Source organism: Xanthomonas sp. F1 (assembly GCF_014199855.1).
On the sequence record NZ_JACHOK010000005.1, the window covers coordinates 15,334 to 36,025 of the forward strand.

At 69.7% G+C, this 20,692-nt stretch carries 14 protein-coding genes and 5 tRNA genes; 7 read left to right on the forward strand and 12 right to left on the reverse strand.

Translation table 11 applies throughout. The features are described from left to right. Positions 1–288: 288 nt before the first annotated feature. From GGR71_RS12660 to GGR71_RS12695, 8 genes are all read right to left on the reverse strand, one after another. Positions 289–1,470: a vWA domain-containing protein gene (locus GGR71_RS12660; RefSeq protein ID WP_160963378.1), complete on the reverse strand. Its 1,182-nt coding sequence runs from the start codon at positions 1,468–1,470 to the stop codon at positions 289–291. Beyond that, a complete protein-coding gene (locus tag GGR71_RS12665; protein ID WP_160963376.1) occupies positions 1,467–3,782 on the reverse strand; it encodes a DUF5682 family protein in 2,316 nt (771 codons plus the stop codon). Before GGR71_RS12665 ends, GGR71_RS12660 begins: the two co-directional genes overlap by 4 nt. A gap of 14 nt (positions 3,783–3,796) precedes the next feature. Beyond that, positions 3,797–4,879, reverse strand: coding sequence for an ATP-binding protein (locus tag GGR71_RS12670; RefSeq protein WP_160963374.1), 1,083 nt, complete (start codon positions 4,877–4,879; stop codon positions 3,797–3,799). A 26-nt stretch (positions 4,880–4,905) separates the two neighbouring features. Next, a complete protein-coding gene (locus tag GGR71_RS12675; RefSeq protein ID WP_160963372.1) occupies positions 4,906–6,432 on the reverse strand; it encodes a DUF5691 domain-containing protein in 1,527 nt (508 codons plus the stop codon). Beyond that, the gene (locus GGR71_RS12680) at positions 6,429–7,772 is read right to left on the reverse strand and encodes an SWIM zinc finger family protein (protein ID WP_237474604.1); all 1,344 of its coding nucleotides are present in this window, start codon (positions 7,770–7,772) and stop codon (positions 6,429–6,431) included. Before GGR71_RS12680 ends, GGR71_RS12675 begins: the two co-directional genes overlap by 4 nt. Before the next feature lie 226 nt (positions 7,773–7,998). Continuing rightward, complete coding sequence (locus tag GGR71_RS12685; protein WP_160963388.1) at positions 7,999–8,199, reverse strand: hypothetical protein; 201 nt, start codon at positions 8,197–8,199, stop codon at positions 7,999–8,001. A 142-nt stretch (positions 8,200–8,341) separates the two neighbouring features. Beyond that, positions 8,342–9,592 (reverse strand): sensor histidine kinase, encoded by a 1,251-nt coding sequence (locus tag GGR71_RS12690; protein ID WP_160963370.1) that lies wholly within the window; start codon positions 9,590–9,592, stop codon positions 8,342–8,344. Next, on the reverse strand, positions 9,589–10,278 hold the full coding sequence (locus GGR71_RS12695; protein ID WP_048489730.1) for a response regulator: 690 nt from the start codon (positions 10,276–10,278) through the stop codon (positions 9,589–9,591). Before GGR71_RS12695 ends, GGR71_RS12690 begins: the two co-directional genes overlap by 4 nt. Before the next feature lie 73 nt (positions 10,279–10,351). On the opposite strand from GGR71_RS12695, the gene GGR71_RS12700 reads away from it, so the two are divergent. Genes GGR71_RS12700 through GGR71_RS12720 form a run of 5 tightly spaced genes read left to right on the forward strand, consistent with a single transcriptional unit; the run spans position 10,352 to position 18,776 of the window. Next, positions 10,352–11,848: an efflux transporter outer membrane subunit gene (locus GGR71_RS12700; protein WP_160963368.1), complete on the forward strand. Its 1,497-nt coding sequence runs from the start codon at positions 10,352–10,354 to the stop codon at positions 11,846–11,848. 28 nt (positions 11,849–11,876) lie between these two features. Further along, on the forward strand, positions 11,877–12,695 hold the full coding sequence (locus tag GGR71_RS12705) for a MipA/OmpV family protein (protein ID WP_160963366.1): 819 nt from the start codon (positions 11,877–11,879) through the stop codon (positions 12,693–12,695). Between the two features lie 23 nt (positions 12,696–12,718). Beyond that, positions 12,719–13,837, forward strand: coding sequence for an efflux RND transporter periplasmic adaptor subunit (locus tag GGR71_RS12710; protein ID WP_160963364.1), 1,119 nt, complete (start codon positions 12,719–12,721; stop codon positions 13,835–13,837). After that, positions 13,834–16,908: an efflux RND transporter permease subunit gene (locus GGR71_RS12715; RefSeq protein WP_160963362.1), complete on the forward strand. Its 3,075-nt coding sequence runs from the start codon at positions 13,834–13,836 to the stop codon at positions 16,906–16,908. Before GGR71_RS12710 ends, GGR71_RS12715 begins: the two co-directional genes overlap by 4 nt. Beyond that, the gene (locus tag GGR71_RS12720) at positions 16,905–18,776 is read left to right on the forward strand and encodes a lipase family alpha/beta hydrolase (RefSeq protein WP_160963360.1); all 1,872 of its coding nucleotides are present in this window, start codon (positions 16,905–16,907) and stop codon (positions 18,774–18,776) included. The genes GGR71_RS12715 and GGR71_RS12720 overlap by 4 nt, the downstream gene beginning before the upstream one ends. Before the next feature lie 271 nt (positions 18,777–19,047). Here the strand turns inward: GGR71_RS12720 and GGR71_RS12725 are convergent. The 4 genes from GGR71_RS12725 to GGR71_RS12740 all read right to left on the reverse strand — a co-directional run bounded on the left by GGR71_RS12725 (position 19,048) and on the right by GGR71_RS12740 (position 19,555). After that, positions 19,048–19,123: transfer RNA gene (locus GGR71_RS12725), tRNA-Glu, on the reverse strand. A 44-nt stretch (positions 19,124–19,167) separates the two neighbouring features. Continuing rightward, positions 19,168–19,243, reverse strand: a tRNA-Ala gene (locus tag GGR71_RS12730). 114 nt (positions 19,244–19,357) lie between these two features. After that, positions 19,358–19,433 (reverse strand) — tRNA-Glu (locus GGR71_RS12735). 46 nt (positions 19,434–19,479) lie between these two features. Further along, positions 19,480–19,555, reverse strand: a tRNA-Ala gene (locus tag GGR71_RS12740). 431 nt (positions 19,556–19,986) lie between these two features. Here GGR71_RS12740 and GGR71_RS12745 point away from each other — a divergent pair. Together GGR71_RS12745 and GGR71_RS12750 are read left to right on the forward strand one after the other, a co-directional pair. Further along, a tRNA-Leu gene (locus GGR71_RS12745) sits at positions 19,987–20,073 on the forward strand. Positions 20,074–20,242: 169 nt separating this feature from the next. Next, positions 20,243–20,623 (forward strand): response regulator, encoded by a 381-nt coding sequence (locus GGR71_RS12750; protein ID WP_160963358.1) that lies wholly within the window; start codon positions 20,243–20,245, stop codon positions 20,621–20,623. The last annotated feature ends 69 nt before the right edge of the window (positions 20,624–20,692 follow it).

Here is a 20,692-nt window from a genome sequence, read left to right on the forward strand (position 1 = left end):
GCCTCTCGCGGCCTCTGATCCAACGCTCCCTTGTTCGCTCGAGCAGCCAGCTTGTCTCTGCTGCGTAAGAGGCAACAGCAGAGGGCACGGGTCGTTGAACGACCTGCTCACCTGATCCGCCAGTGTGGCGCCCTCACAATCATGCCCATTCGCGTGTTGCACGCCCTCGCATGGCGATCGCCACTAGGAGGGACTTGGTGCGGCATCGTCGAATCACTTGCCGATGTCTGTGTCGGGATGGCAACGTGATCAAGCAGCACCGATAGCGGCCATGATGCCCCGCCAACCTCACCGCACCGTCACCAACCCCTGCGCCCCCGCCCATTGCTGGATGTCGTCCCGGCGGATCGCCGCGGCCATCAAGCCTGGGAATGCGTCCGGTGTGCAGGCGAACGACGGCACGCCCAGCGCCGCCAGCTTGGCGGCCAGGGCGCGGTCGTAGGACGGTGTGCCTTCGTCGCTGAGGGCCAGCAGTACGATGAATTGCACGCCCGATTCGATGAGTTCGCGGGCGCGCGCCAGCAGCCGCTCCTCGACGCCGCCTTCGTACAGGTCCGAGATGAGCACCAGGATGGCGTTGTGCGGTTCGCGGATGAGGCCCTGGCAGTAGCTCACCGCGCGGTGGATGTCGGTGCCGCCGCCCAGTTGCACGCCGAACAACAGGTCCACCGGGTCGTCCAGTTGCTCGCTCATGTCGACCACTTCGGTGTCGAACACCACCAGACGCGTGGCGACCGCCGGCAGCGAGGCCATCACTGCGCCGAAGATGCTGGAATACACCACCGAGGCGGCCATGGAGCCGCTCTGGTCGATGCACAGCAGTACTTCGCGTTGCGGCTTCCTGGCCTTGCGACCGTACCCGACCAGGTCCTGCGGCACCACGGTGCGCAGGTCGGGTTGCCAGTGCCGCAGGTTGCTGCGGATGGTGCGGTGCCAGTCGATCTCGGCCAGGCGCGGGCGGCGGTTGCGGCGCGCGCGATCCAGGGCGCCGGTTACTGCCGAGCGCATCGGTTCCTCGAGCTGGCGCAGCAGGTTCTCCACCACCTGGCGCACGACCATGCGCGCGGTGTCCTTGGTCTGCGCCGGAATCACTCGGCTCAGGCCGATCAGGTTGGCGACCAGGTGCACGTCGGGCTGCACCTGCTCGAGCATTTCCTTTTCCAGCAGCATCTGTGTCAGATCCAGGCGCTGAAGAGCGTCGCGCTGCATCACCTGCACCACCGATGACGGAAAGTAGCGGCGGATGTCGCCCAGCCAGCGGGCCACGTTGGGCGAGGAGGCTCCTCGCCCGCCGCGGCGCCCCAGGCCGCCCGGGCCACCGGGTTCGTACAGGGCGGCCAGTGCCTGGTCGATACCCTGCAGCGGCTTGGGCAAGGCGCCGCAACTGGACTCGGCCTCCTGCCCCAGGATCAGGCGCCAGCGCTGTGCGCGCGAGGTGGCCGTGTCGGGTGTGGGTGTCGTGTCGGTCATGCGGGCAATCCCAGCAGTTCGCGCAGCGTCGGCACGGCGCGCTCGGCGCGGGCCACGTTCCAGTCCGGGGCAACGGCGGCCGAGGTGGTCTCCATAGGCGCCTGGCGCACGCGCGTCCCCAGGTCGCGCCGGTCGGCCGGCTGGAAGGCGGCGAAGGTGCGCCGCACCAACGGCAGCACGCGCGCCAGTTGCGCCTCGTCCAGCGCCACGACCCAGGCGTCGATCATCTGCCACACGGCGTCGTCGTGCAGCAGCACGGTGGCGTTGCGGTTGAGGAAGCCGTCCAGCCACTGCGCGGCCTGCAGCGGTTCGGCGCCCGGCGACAGTTGCTGCTGAAGCTGCAGGTGCACGGTGTCGGCCTGCACCGCCTGCGTGTCGAACAGCACCCGCAGCGCCACGCCGCGCAGCAGCGCGCTGCACGCCGGCGACAGCGCCACGCGTCGCAACGCCTGCTGCCAGTTGGCGCTACCGTCCGCATCCCCGCGCAGACCGATGGCGCGATCGGCATCCAGGACGATGCTGCGCGCCTGCTCGGCACGGGCCTCGTCGAGGCTGGACAGCGCCAGTGTCAGGCCGACGACCGCGCGCGCCAGCATGCTGTCGAACAGGTGCGCGACCTGGTAGCCTTCGGTCTGGCGGACATTGCCGTAGCGGTATACGTTGGCCAGCGGCGGCAATGCGCCGAGCAGCGCCAGCGGGTCGGCATCGGTGGCGGCGCGCGCCTCCAGTTCGGCAGCGATCGCGCTGACCGCCTGCGGCAGATCGGCCAGCAGCACCTGGTCCACCAGCGCGGACAGCGCAGGCAGCGCCTCGGCCTTGCGCGCCTGCGCGATGGCCATGCCGGTGGCGGCATCGGCCAGGGTCTGCCCGTGGCGGCTGGCTTGCACCAGATCCACCAGGAAGTGCGGCTGCCAGGCCAGTTGCCAGATCTCGTGGAAAGTGCCGCGTGCAGACTGCCCCGTGCGCGCCAGCCGGCCCCATTCGATGCCGATCAGGCGCAGTCGATGCAGCAGATGGCTACGCGCCAGGTCGGTGTCCTTGCGCAGGTCCAGATCCAGGGTCTTTTCCAGCGCTTCGGGTTTCAGGCGCAGGCGCTTCTGCTGCGCCTCCAGGTCGCGCTGCAGCGGCACTGCCGGCACGCTGTCGGGCACCTGTCCCAGGGAATCGCCGATCATCAGGCGCTCGCGGATGAGCCGCATCGGCGCATCGTCGCCGTTGCAGATAACCGCGCGGCTGGCCTCGGCGATGTCGTCCAGACCGGGTGCCGGATGTCCACGCAGGGCGGCCAGCGTGTCGGCCAGGCGCGTGGCCTCGATCAGGTGCGCCGACGAGCAGTCGAGTCCGTGGTCGCGCAACAACCGCCCCACCCGCGCATACCAACCGACGGCACGCTGGTCGTGGACGCCGCTGCTGCGCCACAGGTGGTCGTACCAGCCCGGCGCCTCCACGCCGGCGCCGTAGCCGCTGTCCATGCTCAGGTGGCGATAGGTCCACGGCACCCAGGTGCTCTGCGTCTTGCGCTTGGGCATGGCCTTGAGCAGGCGGCTGTCGGCGGTGGCGCTGTTGGCGCGCAACGCGTCCGGCTGCAGCGCCGGCACGTGCCAGGCGCCACAGACCACCGCGACGCGTGCGAAGGCCTTGCCGGCACTGCGCAGCGCGCTGCGCATGTGGGCCTCGCGCACGGCCTCGTGTTCGCCACGCAGGCCGGGATTGTCCGGCGTGTGCGCGCGCACGGCGGTCATGGCCTCGGCAATGGCGTCGAACAGCCCCTGTCCGTCGCCACGTTCTTCCACCATGTGGTTCCACCAGGTCTCGCCGTCGGCGTGGCCGGCGGCGCGCGCCAGCCAGTCCAGCGGGTCGGACGAGCGCACCTCGGCGCTGCCCTCCTCGGCTGGGTCGGCGTCGTCCTGCGGCGGTGACGGCGCTTCCAGCGGCGCCGGCGTTTCGTCCACCTGCGCAGCCACGCGCTCGGCACGCGCCTGCGCCTGCCATTCCAGGGTCAAGGCCGGCGGCACATCCATGAAGCGCACCGGCACGCCGTTGCGCAGCGCCCAGTGTATGGCCTGCCACTCGGGTGAGTACGCCGCGTATGGATGGAACACCGCCAGTTGCGGGTCGTCGACGCAGTAGGACAACAACGCCACCGGCGGCTGCATGCCCTCCTCCAGCACATGCGGCAGCAGCGCCTCGGTCCCGGCCGGTCCTTCGATCAGCACGCAGTCCGGCTGCAGCGCCGTCAATGCGGCGACCAGGCTGCGCGCGCAGCCGGGGCCGTGGTGGCGGATGCCAAACAGGGAGATCGCGTCGCTCATCGGTGCCAGCTCGCTCAGGCCTGTTCGCGGAACGCGCGGTACAGGTCTTTCCAGTCCTCGCGCTCCTTCACCACGGTTTCCAGGTATTCCTTCCACACCAGCGCGTCCTGCACCGGATCCTTGACGATGGCGCCGATCATGCCGGCGGCCATGTCGCCCGGGCGCAGCACGCCGTCGCCGAAGTGGCCGGCCAAGGCCATGCCGTTGTTGATCACCGAAATGGCCTCGGCGGTGGAGAGCGTGGCAGTTGGGCTCTTCAGCTTGGCCTTGCCGTCCTCGGTGACGCCATTGCGCAGTTCGCGGAAGATGCGCACCACGCGCGCCACTTCCTGCAGCGCCGGCGGCTCAGCCGGCAGGTCCAGCGCCGCGCCCATCTCGGCCACGCGCTTGCGCACGATCGCCACTTCGTCCTCTTCGCTGGACGGCACCGGCAGGATCACGGTGTTGAAGCGGCGCTTCAGTGCGCTGGAGAGTTCGTTGACGCCCTTGTCGCGGTTGTTGGCGGTGGCGATCACGCTGAAGCCGCGCACCGCCTGCACTTCGCTGCCCAGTTCCGGAATCGGCAGGGTCTTTTCCGACAGCACGGTGATCAGCGCGTCCTGCACGTCGGCCGGAATGCGGGTGAGTTCCTCGATGCGGGCGATCTTGCCCAGGCGCATGGCCTGCATCAGCGGACTCGGCACCAGCGCCTTCTCGCTGGGCCCGTTGGCCAGCAGCTGTGCGTAGTTCCAGCCGTAGCGGATCTGCTCTTCGCTGGTACCGGCGGTGCCCTGCACCAGCAGCGTGGAATCGCCGCTGATCGCCGCGGTCATGTGCTCGGACACCCACGACTTGGCGGTGCCCGGCACGCCGAACAGCAGCAGGGCGCGATCGGTGGCGATGGTGGCCACGGCCACTTCCATGAGGCGGCGGTCGCCGATGTACTTGGGGCTGACCACGAAGCCATTCTCCAGCGTGCCGCCGAGCAGGTAGGTCACCACGGCCCAGGGCGACAGCAGCCAGTTGGCAGGCCGCTGGCGGTTGTCCTGGCGGCGCAGTTCCTCCAGTTCCTCGGCATATTGATGTTCGGCGTGCTGGCGCAGGATGGCAGTGCTCATGAGGTCTCCAGTGAAAGGCGTAAGGATCAGGATGCGGCGTGCAGGGTCTGGCGTAGGGCTAGGAGCTGGCGTGCCTGCTGCACGCAATCGAGCATGGCGGCGGTGGCGTCTGCCGGCGGATCGGCCACCTGTACCTGCGACAGTGCGGCGGGATGCAGGACAGCGAGCAGTTCCAGCAGCGCGTCGCGCAGGGTGTAGTCGTGGCGCAGCGTGGCCTCGCCGAACAGGGCCCCCAGCCCTGGCGCCAACCGCTGCGAATACGCCGCGCTCAGCGTCTCGCCGAGCGCGGTGCTGGCCAGCACGTCGCCGAGCAGGCGCTGTTGCTGCAGGTCTGCGGCGCTGGCCGGCCAGTGCCGTTCGCGTTGCGCTGGCGGCAGCAGGGCCAGCAACTCGCCCAGGCCCAACAGCCGCTGCTCCACGCCGATCAAGGCTTCCACCCAGGCCGGTTCACTGGCATCCACGCGTTCCAGCCAGGCGCGCAGCAAGGCGTCGTACCACTCCGTACTGCGGGCCCAGGCCAGCAGCTCTTCCGGGTTCTTCTCCAGGGTGTTGCTCCACCAGGCAAGCGGCAGTTGCCGCGCCAGTTGATAGAGCCACCAGGCGCGTTCGCCGAGGGCATCATGGTCGGGACGCTTGGCATCGATGGCGGCATCGTTCCAACCGGCGTCGATGGCGGAAGGCGCATCCAGGGTCCAAGTCACCCGGCGCAGCAAGCCGGTGCGCTGTTGCCGCAGCACTCCGAGCATCTGCGCTTGCAGGTACTGCGCATGTGCGGTGCTCGACAGCCGAGCCAGCATCGGCCCGACCAGCAACCGTACCTCGCGGCTGCGATCCTTCAACAGCTGCTGCAACAAGGGCGCGTCGGCCTCGCTCAAGTGCGCCCGCAAGGACTCGACGCAGGCGGCGCGTTCGCGCGCGGACAGCTCCTTGAGCGCGGCTTCCAGGCGCACGCGTGCGCCCGCGGCGTCCTGCGCGCGCAACTGCCGCAGGGCGAGCAGCCGTGTATCGAACGCGCCGTCGCTCCACATCCGCTCCAGGTCTGCAGGCGTCTGCGCCGCCTCTACCGCATCGGCAGCGTAGGCCCACTCCGCGTTGCGCGCCGCCAGCCAGTGCCCACGTGCGCCCAGCACCGGGCGCAAGGCGCTGCGCAGCGCAGCCAGGCGTGCCCCTGCATCCAATGCCTGTGGCAGTAGCGCGACCGGCAGATGCTGGCCGCGAGCGGCCAACTGCAGGCAGGCCTCGTGGCGCAGGCGCTTCAGCCACGCGGGCGGCTGCTGCCCGGCGAACAGCGCCCACAACGACGGCAACCAAGGGTGATCGGCGGGCAGCACCTGCGGGTCGGGCGACACAGGCGGCGGCGACGGCAGTGCTGCGCCAAGACGCAGCGCGGCACGTCTGCACGCTGCCAACGCGCCTACCTGCAGGCTGTAGCCCAGTGCGGCATCCTCCTGCGTGGCGATGGCGGCAAGCACCTCGCCGAGCGCGCCGTCGACCGGGATCCGTTGCGGGCGATCGATGCCGAGCAGGGCCGGCTTCAACCATGCCTCGTTCATGCCGCACTCCTTTCCCAACGCTCGCCTTGCCCGTTCCAGGCGCTGAGCGGCAACAACGTATGGCCATCCCACTCGCCCATCAGACACACCCGGTGGCCGCCCGCGAACGCGAGCAGCGCCCAGCCTTGCAACGCGGATACCTGCAAGGGCAGGCCGCCTTCGGCGTGCTGCGCCCAGGCACTGCGGCCATCGTGCGCGATGTGCACGTCCTGCAAGCGCATGGGCACCTGCGGCAACCAAGGGTTGAGCGCATGCGCGCAGGCGGCGGCGTCGAGGGTGTCGGTGCGTGGCGGCGCGGCGACGGCCTGCGCGCCGGCACCGACCTCGCCAGCCACGGCGCGCAGCGGCACCGTGCCCGGATGGAAATGCAGGCGGCCGACATGCACGTCTGCGTTGCGCCAGTGCTGCTCCCAGCCGCGGCCGCCATGGCTGTAGTCCTGCAGTAGCGCGGGGCGGCCGCTGTCCAGGCCCTGCAGCCACACCCGGCGCTCCAGCAGATTGCCTGGCTGTTCGATCAGGTGCTGGCCCTGGACATGCCAGCGATCGTGCACGGCCTCGCCCTCGCGCAGCACCGTCTCACGATCCAGCGGCCAACCCAGCGCGGCGCGCAGATCCGCCTGGCGCGCGGTCCCGAAGGCGTTGACGCGCGGCACCGCCTGGGCCAGCAGTTGCAGTAGTCCGAGGCGCTCGCCGAGGTCGGCGAGCTGCGCGAGATCGCGCCCGCCCTCGCCCACGGCGCGCTCCAGCTGTGCGCCCAGCCCGGGCGTCTGCGCATCGACCATGCGCGCCATCATGCGCCGCGCGTCTTGCGCGAAATCCGCACCCAGATTGGCCAGACCTTGGCGGAACTGGTCGGCGATCCAGCGCTGCAGTTCCGCCGCACCGACCTGCATGCGCGTCCAGCGCGCCTGTTCGCGCTTGGCCGCCGCCGCGGCCTGGACCTGCGGATCGGGCGGCGGCGTGCTGGCGGCACTCTCCTCCTTGCGCGCCGCGCGCTCGCGGCGTCCCTGCATCCATTCGTCGACCCAGGCCGGGCGGGTGCCCGGCACGCAGCGTGGATTGCCGGCGGCATACAGCAACAGCATGGCCAGGCCATGCTTGCATGGGAACTTGCGGCTGGGGCACGAACAACGGCTCACCAGCGCGGCCAGGTCCACCTGGGTCTGGTAGGGCTTGGCGCCACTGCCCTGGCATTCTCCCCACAGCACCTCGGCGTCGGCGCCGAGCAAGCCCCATTTCCCGTCCGTGGCCAGGCCCGCGGCCGCCTTGGCCGATGCCGCATCGGGCGCAAGCGCGAGGATCTGCTCGCGCGTGAGTCGCACTTCCATATCCGTACTCATCTCAGCGTCGGGGCGATGATAGCCGAGGTTGTGTGGCAATCAGCGATGGACGGGGCCGGACGCGTGACACGCGGATGGCTGCCTTAGATCGTCTGCTGCTTTCGTCTCGGCACTGGCGGCCGGGCGTACGCCGCCGGTCGATCGCGCTTCCCTGGAAACGCCCCTCATCGATCGGCGGGCTGCATGCCCGGCATGGCAGAACTGCCACGCCATGCGGCCTCGGGGTTCAGCCGCCCTGCCCCAACCGCCGCCGGATCTGGGCGCGCTGTTTCGCGCTGAACGCGTCGGCATGCGTTTGCAGCAGCGCGATCACCGATGTATGCGCCGCCGCGGTGCGGCGTTGCAGTTCGCGGACGGCGGCCTGTTCGATGGCGCGCCATTCGGCGGCGGTGGTTCCGGTCGGGGTGGCGGTGCTGGCTACACGCATTGCGAGGTCCGGTTGCGACACGGGGCGGGCCGATGCGGGTGTCGGCCTCGCCGTACTCTATCGCCAAGTGGTCGTCCTTGGCTCGTGTCGCGTAGACGGCCGGATGCAGAGCCGCATCTATGCTCCGCAGCCGTTGCGGATCTTAGGCGTGGCGCTTGCGTGGGGTCGCAGCGGACGCACTGGTGGTCGGCGCATCAGCGTCGCCGACAGGCCCATGCGGCAAACGCACGCGCGCACATAGCCCACCGCCCTCGCGGTTGGCGAATTCCAGCCCGCCACCGTGCGCCTGGCAGATGGCCGCGGCGATCGACAGGCCCAAACCACTGCCGCCGAAATGGCGGGCACGCGAGTCGTCGGCACGCCAGAAGCGGTCGCCCATCCGCGCCAGTGCTTCTTCGTCGACGCCGGGACCGCGGTCGGCCACGCGGATCAGCACGCCTTCCGCATCGGCCTGCGCCTCCAGCGCCAGCTCGCCGCCAGCCGCGGCGTAGCGCAGCGCATTGTCGATCAGCACCGACAGCACCTGGCCCAGGCGGTCGCGGTCGGCGCTGATGTGCAACTGCTCGGGAATGCGCACCTGCACCTGCATGCCGGCCTCCTGCAGCGGCTGCGCGGCCCAGGTCAGGCGTTCGCGGACCAGTGCGCCGAGTGCGAACCGCTGCGGTTCCAGCATCAACTGGTTGGCGCGGGCCATCGACAACAGGTGCAGGTCGCCGACCAGGCGATTGATCTGCTCCAATTGGCGCTGGACCATGCGCAACTGCTCCTCGCTGCTCGGGAACACCTGGTCGAGCATGCCCTGCACCCGCCCCATCGCCGCGTTGAGCGGCGTGCGCAGTTCGTGTGCCAACATCGCACTGGACTCGCGCACCTCGCGCTCGTACTGCTGCAACTGCGCGCTCATCCCGTTGAAGTCGATCGCCAGCCCGGCCAGTTCGTCCGGCGCACCAGGTACCACCCGCGCGCGCGCGGCGAAATCGCCGTCGCTGATCCGCCGCGCCGCCGCGGCGACGTTGGAGAACTGCCGCGACAGTGGCCGCGAGGCGAGCAGGCCGCAGACCACGATCACCGGGATCGACGCCAGGATCATGCCCGCCAGCAGCAGCCAGTCGCGGCTGGCCAGCCCGGGCAGGAAATCGGCCACGTCGTAATACGTCTCGAACAGTTCCCACAGGCGCCGCGCATTGCTGTGCGGATCCTCGCGCAGTTGCAGCATTTCCTGCCGCGCCTGCGGCGGCAGGCGGCTCAGCGTGGACGCATCCCAGATGGCGAAACGCAGCAGCATGCCCAGCGCGATCGCGATGATGGTCAGCACCGCCAGCGCGCTCATGCGCAGGCCCACCCACTGCCACAGCGGCACGTGGCGCTTGCGGCGGAACCAGGCCCAGTTCATCGGAAGCGATAGCCGATCGCGCGCACCGTCACCAACAGCCCGGTGACCTGCTCGTGTTCCAGCTTCTTGCGCAGGTTGTGCACATGCGCATCCACCACCCGCTCCAGCGCGTCGCTGTCGGGCAGGCAGATTTCCAGCAGTTCGCTGCGGGTGAAGGCCTTGAACGGCGTCTTCATCAGCGTCGCGAGGATGTTGAACTCGGTCGGGGTCAGTTCCAGCGCCACCTCGTGGCCGTCGGCAGCGCGCACCGTGGCACGCACGGCCGCGGTATCCACGGTGAGCCGCTCGTGGCGCAGCGGCTCTTCGCTGGCACGGGCCGGCCCGGCGCGGCGCAGCACCGCATACACCCGCGCCACCACTTCCTTGGGACTGTACGGCTTGACCACGTAGTCGTCGGCGCCGTAACGCAGCGCGCCGAGCTTCTCCGGTTCGTCGCCCATCGCGGTGACCATGATCACCGGCGTGTCGCTGCTGCGGCGGATCGTGGACAGCACCTCGGTGCCGCTGAGCCGCGGCAGCATCACGTCCAGCAGCACCAGGTCCGGCTTCCACTGCGCATGCACGGCCACCGCCTTCTGCCCGTCCTCGGCGATGGTGACCTCGAAGCCGTCGCGGCGCAGGTAGGCCTCGAGGATGCTGGCGCTGTCGGCATCGTCTTCGACCAGCAGGATCTTCTTCGCGTGCATTGCCCGGTGCCCGTGTTTGGCGTCTTGATGGAATCTTGAAGATTCCTAGAAGGCGGCTTGAACATGCCCGCCGATGCTGGCCGTCGAGTTCGATCACCCGACCGCCGCCATGATTCTACCGTCCCTGCTGCTTCGCCCGTGTCGCACCCGCGCCCTGCTCTGCCTGCTTGCGCTCGCCCTGGGTGGCTGCTCCCTGGCACCGGTCTACCAGCGCCCGCAACCGGCCCTGCCGCCCACGCTGGGCGCGCCCACTGCGACCGAGGCTGCCGACCCGAACCGTAGCGACAATGCGCTCACCGTGCAGGAACAGCAGTTCGTGCACGCGTTCTCGCCGCAGCACGACCTGACCACACTCGTCACCCAGGCGCTGTCCCACGCCCCGGACTTCCGCAATGCCGTGCTGACCGTGCAGCAGGCGCGCGCCCAGTACCGCATCGAACGCGCGCAGCAGCTGCCGCAGCTCGGCCTCGATGCCCAGGGTACGCGCCGCAGCTACGACGACGCGGCCACGCAGGCGCGCTACGGCCAGAAGCTGAGCACTGTCGCGGTCGGCGTGGACGGCTTCGAACTGGACCTGTTCGGCAAGCTGGCGTCGCTGTCGGCCGCTGCGCAGCAGCGCTACCTGGCGTCCGAGGATGGTCGACAGGCGGCGCGCGGTGCGCTGATCGCCGAGGTGCTGCGTGCCTACACGCTGGAACGCGCGGCCTTGCAGAGCCAGCAGCAGGCGCAAACCATCGCCGAACGCAGCGCCGCGCTGCTGGCGATCGCCACGCGCCAGCAGGCGGTCGGGCTGATCTCCCGCGATGCGCTGGACCGCCAGCATCACGACGACGACCAAGCGCAGGCGCGCGCGCAGCAGGCCGCCAGCGACCACGCCGCCGCCCGTCGCGCCCTGCAAGTGCTCGCCGGCTACGCCACGCCGGACTGCGCCGGCACCGTGCAGGACCTGCTGCCCGGCGCCGAGCAGGAAGACGCCCGCGCCTGGCGCGACCTCGACTCGCAGGTGCTGCTGCAGCGCCCGGACGTGCGCCAGGCCGAAGCCGAACTGCGCGCACGCAATGCCGACATCGGCGCCGCGCGCGCCGCGTTCTTCCCGTCGATCCGCCTGAGCACCTCGCTGGGCACCGCCAGCGAGGCATTGAACGGACTGTTCATGCCCGGCAGCCGCACCTGGAGCTTCATGCCGCAACTGCTGCTGCCGCTGTTCGACGGCGGCCGCAACCGCGCCAACCTGGACATCGCACAGCTGCGCAAGGACGGCGCGGTGGCCGACTACGAGAAGACCGTGGAAGCGGCGTTCCGCGAAGTCGCCGATGCACTGGATGCGTTGCCGGCACTGCAGCAGCGCGAGCGCGGCGAGCGCACCAACCTGGAACGCGAGCGCCAGCGTGTGGCGCGCCTGCAGCAGCGCGTGGCGCAAGGCCTGCAGGACCGCCCCGAGTTGCTGGCGGGCGATATCCAGGCCGCGCAGGCTGAGCTGGCGCACCTGCAGGCGCGCCAGGACTTGCTGCTCGATCGCATCGCGCTGTTCCGCGCGTTCTACGGCGTGCCGCTGCCACACGCGCCCTGACCTTTCCCCCCCGCACGAGGCTGCCCCGATGAAACATGTGCTTTCCATTCTCTCGCCAACGCTGACCGTGGCGGTGCTGGCGCTGCCACCGGCTGCGCACGCCGCAGACCCCGACCCGGCACCCAGCGCCGGCCTGTTCGGCGACCGCACCCAAGTGAGCGTGGGCGCCGGCGCCATGCTGACCCCGCGCTATGCCGGTTCCGCCGACGATCGCGTGCAGGCGGTACCGGTGTTCTCGGTGCAGCGCGGCATCCTGTTCGCGGACACGGTACGCGGCGCCGGCGTGCAGTTCCAGAATGCGCACGGCTTCTCCGCCAGCCAGTCGTTCGGCTACGACCTGGGCCGCCTGCAGCGCAACAGCAGCTGGCGCCCCGGCTCGAAGCGCCTGGCCGGCATGGGCGACGTGCCCGGCGCGATCACCGCGCGCAGCCTGGTCATGCAGCAGCTCACCCCGTACCTGGCGCTGGATGCCGAGGCGGAGTTCACGCTGAAGGACGGCGCGCGCCGCAACCGCTATCGCGCCGGGGCGCGCTTCACCCTGCTGCAGGCCGCGGCCGACAACGTGACCCTGGACCTGGACGCGCACGTCGGCGACCGCCGCTTCAACCAGGCCTACTTCGGCGTCACCGAGGCGCAGAGCGTGACCAGCGGCTTCCAACCGCACCGCGCCGATGGCGGCGTGTACGCCTACACGGTCGGCGCCGAATGGGACCACACCCTGTCGCCGCACTGGACCGCCTCGCTGCTGCTCAACGCCACCCGCTACGTCGGCCCCGCCGACGGCAGCCCGGTGGTGCGTCGCCGCGCGGCTGCCGGCGGCGGCGCCACCGTCACCTACACCTTCTGAACGTTCCCGGGACACCGCCGATCATGACCCTGCGCCTCACCCTGCTTCTCACGCTGTGCCTGCCACTGGCCGCGCTGGCGCTGTCCGGCTGCGCCCGCGAGGCCGTACCGCCCGCCGATGCGCCGCGCGCGGTCAAGCTGGAAACCGTCGGCCGCGATGCCGCGCGCGACAGCACCCGCTACCTCGCGCAGGTGCGCCAGCAACAACGCGCCGACCTCGGCTTCGAGGGTGGCGGCCGCATCGCCGCCATCAGTGTGGACGTGGGCGACCGCGTGCACGCCGGCCAGGTGCTCGCGCGCCTGGATCCGGAACCGAACAGCCTGCGCCTGCAGCAAGCCGAGGCCGGCGTCGGCATCGCCGCAGCCGATCTGCAGCAGCAACAGACCCAGCTCGCCCAGCAACAGGCCATGTTCGACGACGGTGCCGCCTCGGCGGCGACCCTGACTGCCGCCAAGAGCGCCTTCGCCGCGGCGCAGGCGCGGGTTCGCAGCGCGCAATCGGACCTGGCGCTGGCGCGCCGCGCGGTGCGCCAGTCGGAACTGCGCGCCCCGTTCGACGGCAGCGTGGTGGCGCGGCTGCAACAGCCCGACACCTTGGTCAGCGCCGGCCAGCCGGTGCTGCAACTGGACGGCGCCGATCGCGCGCAGGTGCTGGCGACGCTGCCGGCCGATCGCGCGGCGGCGCTGCAACCCGGCCAGCGCGTCCTTGCCTACCGCAGCAGCACGCCGCAGCAGGCCCTCCCGCTGCGCCTGCGCAGCGTGTCTGAACGCGTGGACGGCGGCGCCACCGTGCAGGCGCTGTTCGACAGCACCGGCACCGATGCGACACAACCGCGCAGCGGCGAATCGCTGCTGCTGGCCCTGCCCGATAGCGACGCCAGTCAGGCAACGAGCGTGCCGCTGAGCGCGCTGCTCCCGAGCATGGCCGATGGCCAGACCATGGTGTTCGTGTACCGCCAGGACAACGGCAGCGTGCGCCGCCGCAAGGTCGTCATCGGCCGCAGCGATGGCGACTGCGTGCAGATCCTGCGCGGCCTTGCCCCCGGCGAACGCATCGTCGCCGCCGGCGCCGCCTTCCTCCACGACGGCCAGCACGTCGTGCCGTTCCGTCCCACCACCCGCCTCGGCACTGTCTCGCCATGAACCTGACCCGCGCCACCCTGCAGTCCAGCCGCCTGGCGCTGTTCAGCGCCGCCCTGATCCTGATCGGCGGCATCGTCACCCTCCTCGGATTCCCCTCGCAGGAGGAGCCCAGCGTGACCGTGCGCGATGCGATCGTGCAGGTCGGTTTCCCGGGCATGCCCAGCGAACGCGTGGAGAACCTGCTCGCGCGCCCGCTGGAGGAACGGCTGCGCGAGGTCAGCGGCCTGAAGAAGATCGTCACCACCATCCATCCCGGCAGCGCCATCGTGCAGGTCACTGCGCAGGACAGCGTCAAGGATCTGCCGGCGCTGTGGCAGCGGGTGCGCAGCAAGGCCGCCGAAGCCGGCGCCGAGCTGCCCGCGGGCACCCAGGGGCCGGTGGTGGACGACGACTTCGGCCGCGTCGCCATCGCCTCGATCGCGGTCACCGCACCCGGCTTCAACACCGCCGAGATGCTCGGGCCGCTGCGGCAGATGCGCGCGCAGCTGTACGCCGTGCCGGGCGTCGAGCGGGTCACCTTCCACGGCCTGCAGGACGAGCGCGTCTATGTCGCCTTTGACCGCACCAAACTGGGCGAGGCCGGCCTCACCCCGGCCGCGGTCGCGCAGCAACTGCGCGCGCAGAACGTGGTCGCCGGCGGCGGGCTGGTCGCGGCATCGGGCATGGCGATGACCGTGACCACCTCCGGCGAAGTGCGCGACCTGGACGACCTGCGCAATGCCCCGATCGCCACACAGGGCGCCGACGGCCCGCGGCAGATTCCGCTGGCGCAACTGGCGCGCATCGAGCTGATGCCGGCGGATCCGCCGGAGGCCGGCGCGATCTACCAGGGCCAGCCGGCGGTGGTGGTGGCGGTGTCGATGGCGCCGGGCAACAACGTCGCCGAGGTCGGCAAGGCACTGCGGCACACCCTGGGCGAGACCGCCAAGGCGCTGCCGGTGGGTTTCGCGCAGCACGTGGTCACCTTTCAGGCCGACGTGGTCGAGCGCGAGATGGGCAAGATGCACCACGTCATGGGCGAGACCATCGTCATCGTGATGGCGGTGGTGATGCTGTTTCTCGGCTGGCGCACCGGCCTGATCGTCGGCGCGATCGTGCCGCTGACCATCCTCGGCGCGCTGATCGCGATGCGGGCGCTGAACGTGGAACTGCAGACCGTGTCCATCGCCGCGATCATCCTGGCGCTGGGCCTGCTGGTGGACAACGGCATCGTCATCGCCGAGGACATCGAGCGGCGCCTGGCCGCAGGCGAAGAACGCCGCGCCGCCTGCGAGGCCGCCGGCCGCAGCCTGGCGATCCCGCTGCTGACCTCCTCGCTGGTGATCGTGCTGGCGTTTTCGCCGTTCTTCTTCGGCCAGACCAGTACCAACGAATACATGCGCTCGCTGGCGATCATGCTGGCGGTGACCCTGCTCGGCTCCTGGCTGCTCAGCATCACCATCACCCCGCTGCTGTGCATGTACTTCGCCCGCGCGCATGCCGCGCCCGCCGACGGCCACGGCGACACCTATACGTCCAAACCGTATCGCCTGTACCGGCGCGCGATCGAGGCGTTGCTGGCGCACAAGGCACTGTTCCTGGGCAGCATGCTCGCCCTGCTGGCCCTGGCGGTGACCGTGCTGGTCTCGGTGCCGTACAGCTTCCTGCCCAAGTCCGACCGCCTGCAGTTCCAGATGCCGGTGACCCTGCAACCGGGCAGCGACGCGCGCGAGACCCTGCGCACCGTGCAGTCGATCAGCCAGTGGCTGGCCGACCGCCGGCAGAACCCCCAGATCGTCGACAGCATCGGCTACGTCGCCGACGGCGGCCCGCGCATCGTGCTCGGGCTGAACCCGCCGCTGCCGGCGGCCAACATCGCCTACTTCACCGTCAGCGTGCAGCCGGGCAGCGACATCGACGCGCTGATCGCCAAGGTGCGCACCCACCTGCGCCAGGCCTATCCGGCGGTGCGCGCCGAGCCCAAGCGCTTCTCGCTGGGTTCGACCGAATCCGGCGTGGCGATCTACCGGGTGATCGGCCCGGACGAGGCGCAATTGCGCCGCCTCGCCGCCGGCATCGCCGACGCCTTGCGCGCCCTGCCCGGCACGCTGGACGTCAGCGACGACTGGGACAGTCGCATCCCGCGCTACGTGGTGCAGGTGGACCAGGCCAAGGCGCGCCGCGCCGGCGTCGCCAGCGAGGACATCGCCCAGGCACTGCAACTGCGCTACGGCGGCGTGGACGCCTCGGTGATCCACGACGACGGCAGCAATGTGCCGATCGTGCTGCGCGGCGACAGCGACCCGCATGCGCGCGGCGGCAATCCCGGCAACACGCCGATCTATCCAGCATCAGGCGCCGCACCGCTGCCGCTGTCGGCGATCGCCGACATCCAATTGAGCTCCGAGCCCTCGACGATCCAGCGCCGCAACCTGAGCCGCGCCATCACCATCACCGGCCGCAACCCGGACCTGACCACCGACCAGGTGGTGGACGCGCTGGCCGACAAGGTGGCGGCGCTGCGCCTGCCGCCGGGCTACCGCATCGAGATGGGCGGCGAACTGGAGGACGCCGCCGAAGCCAACCAGGCGCTGCTGCAGTACATGCCGCATGCGCTGGGCGCGATCCTGCTGCTGTTCGTGTGGCAATTCAATTCGTTCCGCAAGCTGTTCATCGTGGTCGCCAGCATTCCGTTCGTGCTGATCGGCGCCTCCCTCGCCCTGCTGGTCACCAGCTATCCGTTCGGCTTCATGGCCACCTTCGGCCTGCTGGCGCTGGCCGGCATCATCGTCAACAACGCGGTACTGCTGCTGGAGCGGATCGAGGCCGAACTGGCCGATGGCCTGGGCCGGCACGAAGCGGTGATCGCCGCCGCGGTCAAGCGCCTGCGCCCAATCGTGATGACCAAGCTGACCTGCATCGTCGGCCTGATCCCGCTGATGTTGTTCGCCGGCCCGCTATGGACCGGCATGGCCATCACCATGATCGGCGGCCTGGCCCTGGGCACGCTGGTGACGCTGGGGGTGATCCCGGTGCTGTACGACCTGCTGTTCGCACGCCGCGCCGGCATGCCGGCGAAGGCCGCGGCATGAGGCGGCAGCGCTGGCACCGCGTGGCGCTGGCCTGCGTCGCGCTTGGCCTGGCGCTGTGCGCGAGCGGCTGCGCCAGCGTCACCCTGCAGCGGGTGGATGCGGCGCGTTACATCCAGGCCAAGCGCTGCGATGCGCTGAGCACCGCGCGCCCCAGCGATGCCGCCCTGCAGACGCTGAACGTCGCCGGCCTGGACGCGGCACGCTGTACGGCGACGGTGCCGCCGTGCATCGACCGGTTGCTCGGCAATGCCAACATGGACCAGGAACGCGCCCTGGCGACGGCGGCGGAGCTGTCGCTCCTGGCCGCGCAAGGCGCTGCCAGACGACACGCGGACAGCGATGCCACCCTGGCCGGCTGGCTGCAGACCGCGCGCTATGCCTACGCCTACCTGTTCTTCAGCGAACGCACGCCCAGCGAACGCGCCTTCGAGGAACGCCAGACCCAGGTGCGCGACTACTACAACTACGCCGTGCAGCAGGCGGTGACCGCTCTGTTCGCGCGCTACCGGCGGCATCCGCCCGCCACCCACGATGCCGATGCGCCCATCGCCACCCTGGCCGACTGGACGGTGACGCTGGATGCCAGCGGCATGGGCAGCCTGCAGGACATGCCGATGCCCGAGGCGATGCTGGCCGCCAGCGGCCTGCGCTTCGACGGGTTGCGCAGCGTGTATCGGCGCGACGGCTTCGGTGCGGAAATGGTTGCGATCCTGCCGCAGCCGGCGGCGGACGCCATCGGCGGTGCCGACGTCGCGCCCGCCTACAGCGACATGCCCACACCCAACCTCACGGTGTTGCTGCGCTTCGACGGCCGCACCCGCGAAGAGGTACTGGCCAGCCACGGCGCACATGTGGAAGTCCACGATCCTTCGATCAGCGAACAGGTGGCGATGGGCGGTGTCGACGTGCCGTTGGCCGCCAACTTCAGCGCCGGCTATGGCGTGTGGATGGCGCGCGCCGGCTTCGCCGCGCAATCGCTGCGCACTCTGCTCGGCCTCGGGCACGGCATCGACCGGCCGCACGTGTTCATGACCCAGCCCTACGACCCACACCGGCGCGTGCTGGTACTGCTGCACGGGCTGGCCAGCAGCCCGGAGGCCTGGGTCAACCTGGCCAACGACCTGCTCGGCGATCCGCAGGTCCGTGCGCGCTACCAGATCTGGCTGGTGTACTACCCGACCAACCTGCCGATTCCCTATACCCATCTGCAAGTGCGAAACGCGCTGGAGCAGACGCTGGACGAGTTCGATCCGCAGCGTCGCAGCGTCTCCGCACACGACATGGTGCTGATCGGGCATAGCATGGGCGGCGTGCTGGCGCGCTTGATGGTGTCCTCGAGCGACGGCGAGCGGTTGTGGCGAACCCTGTTCGACGGGACGGAACTGGATCCGCAGGCGCATCGAGCGCTGCAGGACAGGCTCGGACCGATGCTGCATTTCGCGCCGATGCTGGAAGTGTCGGAGGCAATCTTCCTCGCCACGCCGCAGCGTGGCACGCCCGAGGCGGCCGGCACCGTCGGCGAGCTGGCGCGCGCCGTGATCGGCCTTCCCCGGCGCGTCCTCGATCAGTTCAAGGACATCGCCGGCAAGGACATGCTCGGCGCACTGCCCAACAGCGTCGACAGCCTCAGCGACCGGGATCCCTTCATCCTCGCCGCGGCGCAGTTGCCGATCTCACCAAAGGTGACCTACCACTCCATCATCGGCCAGGAGGATCCGCGCGTGCCGCTGGCGCAGTCCAGCGACGGCATCGTGCCGTACTGGAGCGCCCACCTGCCCGGCGCCGCCTCGGAAACGGTGATCGTCTCCGGACACAGCGTGCAACGCACGCCGCAGGCGATCCTGCAGATCCGCCGGCTGCTGCATTGAGCTGGCGCAACTGTCCCTCACCCATGCAGCACCAGCCCACTGTCCCGAACGGAGAAGGAGTCAAAAGCCCCTCTCCCCTCCGGGAGAGGGGTTGGAGTGAGGGTACGGGCGCAGCCACGCACGCAGTCAGGGAAAGCAGCAGGCACCGCTGCCCAAGAGGCAGGCCGTCCACCCGCTTGTAGCACACGCGCGGCGATCCTCTACGAGGACAACGCCAACGTGCACACCACGCATAAAAAAACACCCGGCAATGCCGGGTGTTTTCGAAGAATGGCGTCCCCACGGGGATTCGAACCCCGGTCGCCACCGTGAAAGGGTGATGTCCTAGGCCTCTAGACGATGGGGACGCGGATAACGATGTTGCTTTGCGGACGGCCTATGTCCGAAAAGTTGGTGGAGCCAGCCGGGATCGAACCGGCGACCTCTTGCATGCCATGCAAGCGCTCTCCCAGCTGAGCTATGGCCCCACGTGTACTGGCAGAAGCGGAATCTTACCCGACTTTCTTCCGATGTACAAACCCCGCACTCACCATGTTCGGCAGAGCCGAACCCGGATGCGCACGAGGAATTCCTGAGAAAAATGGCGTCCCCACGGGGATTCGAACCCCGGTCGCCACCGTGAAAGGGTGATGTCCTAGGCCTCTAGACGATGGGGACGCTGTGTAACGATGTCGCCTTCGCGGACGGCCTATGTCCGAAAAGTTGGTGGAGCCAGCCGGGATCGAACCGGCGACCTCTTGCATGCCATGCAAGCGCTCTCCCAGCTGAGCTATGGCCCCACGTGCTGCGAGGAGCGGAATATTAACGATCGTGATCGGCACACGCAAGCGTTTTTTTGCGGATCGTTGGCGACGTCGCAGCAGCCCTCGCCACGCCCAATGGAATCGGCGCACGCCTGCATTGCGCGAGGTGCGCGCCTCACGCCACACCATCGATGCGATCTGCGTTCGCGACGAAGCGCGGCGCAAAGTCGCCACGGCAGCCACGTCGGCACCCGTCACCTGCGATTGCCGATATCGGCACAACGCGAAGGCGTACCCGGCAAGCGCGCAGCGAAGGAAGCAGCAACGGCGCACCGCTTGTAGATAGATAGAGAGAGAGAGTTCAAGAACGCCTCGATCTCCGCCAACGCCCTCACCTGCCAGGACTCGACAGCGAATGCGGACCCGCTGGCGGCGCGACCGAACTGTCGGCTATACTCCGCGGCCGCGCCGAAGTGGCGGAATCGGTAGACGCAGCGGACTCAAAATCCGCCGCCCTTAAAAGCGTGTGGGTTCGAGTCCCACCTTCGGCACCAGGACTGACGGCAGCTTCGGCTGCCGTTTGTTTTTTGCGCGACCGCGCCGCATACGTCGGCGTCGACGGCGATCACAGGTAAACGCTTCATCTTCCTGCACTCGTTTGTCTAGGCGGCGGCCGTGACGGTCCCGCTATACTTTCCGTTCCCAAACCTTAACGAGCAAGCGATGTCGGCATTGCGGGGCCTGCGTATCCTGGTGGTCGAGAACGACGAGATGAACGCCACGCTGCTGGAGTTGCAGCTTGCCCAGGCCGGTGCCGAGGTGGTCGGCGTCGCCGCCTCCGTGCAGCAGGCCCTTGCACTGATCGACAGCGAACGCCCGGATCGGGCCGTGCTCGACTTCCGCCTTTCCGCCGGCGAAACCAGTGAACCTGTGGCCCGGGCGCTGAGCGAACGCGGGACCCCCTTCGTGCTCGCCACCGGCGTGGCTGCCGATGCCCTGCCCCCCGGCTTCGCCGCCGGCGTGGTGCTGACCAAGCCCTACCTGTCCGAACAGTTGGTCAAGGCGTTGCAGGACGCTCACGCCAAGACCACCGCACGCCCCTGAGAATCCCCGGTTGTAACCCGCCGCCTGGCGGAACGATTCGAGGGACTCAGCCATCAACGCCAAGGACTG

Coding starts and splice junctions, on each gene's coding strand:
- GGR71_RS12695 (WP_048489730.1), bottom strand. CDS start 10,278: ATGCACGCGAAGAAGATCCTGCTGGTCGAAGACGATGCCGACAGCGCC.
- GGR71_RS12670 (WP_160963374.1), bottom strand. CDS start 4,879: ATGAGCACTGCCATCCTGCGCCAGCACGCCGAACATCAATATGCCGAG.
- GGR71_RS12720 (WP_160963360.1), top strand. CDS start 16,905: ATGAGGCGGCAGCGCTGGCACCGCGTGGCGCTGGCCTGCGTCGCGCTT.
- GGR71_RS12750 (WP_160963358.1), top strand. CDS start 20,243: ATGTCGGCATTGCGGGGCCTGCGTATCCTGGTGGTCGAGAACGACGAG.
- GGR71_RS12660 (WP_160963378.1), bottom strand. CDS start 1,470: ATGACCGACACGACACCCACACCCGACACGGCCACCTCGCGCGCACAG.
- GGR71_RS12680 (WP_237474604.1), bottom strand. CDS start 7,772: ATGAGTACGGATATGGAAGTGCGACTCACGCGCGAGCAGATCCTCGCG.
- GGR71_RS12710 (WP_160963364.1), top strand. CDS start 12,719: ATGACCCTGCGCCTCACCCTGCTTCTCACGCTGTGCCTGCCACTGGCC.
- GGR71_RS12685 (WP_160963388.1), bottom strand. CDS start 8,199: ATGCGTGTAGCCAGCACCGCCACCCCGACCGGAACCACCGCCGCCGAA.
- GGR71_RS12690 (WP_160963370.1), bottom strand. CDS start 9,592: ATGAACTGGGCCTGGTTCCGCCGCAAGCGCCACGTGCCGCTGTGGCAG.
- GGR71_RS12700 (WP_160963368.1), top strand. CDS start 10,352: ATGCTGGCCGTCGAGTTCGATCACCCGACCGCCGCCATGATTCTACCG.
- GGR71_RS12715 (WP_160963362.1), top strand. CDS start 13,834: ATGAACCTGACCCGCGCCACCCTGCAGTCCAGCCGCCTGGCGCTGTTC.
- GGR71_RS12665 (WP_160963376.1), bottom strand. CDS start 3,782: ATGAGCGACGCGATCTCCCTGTTTGGCATCCGCCACCACGGCCCCGGC.
- GGR71_RS12675 (WP_160963372.1), bottom strand. CDS start 6,432: ATGAACGAGGCATGGTTGAAGCCGGCCCTGCTCGGCATCGATCGCCCG.
- GGR71_RS12705 (WP_160963366.1), top strand. CDS start 11,877: ATGAAACATGTGCTTTCCATTCTCTCGCCAACGCTGACCGTGGCGGTG.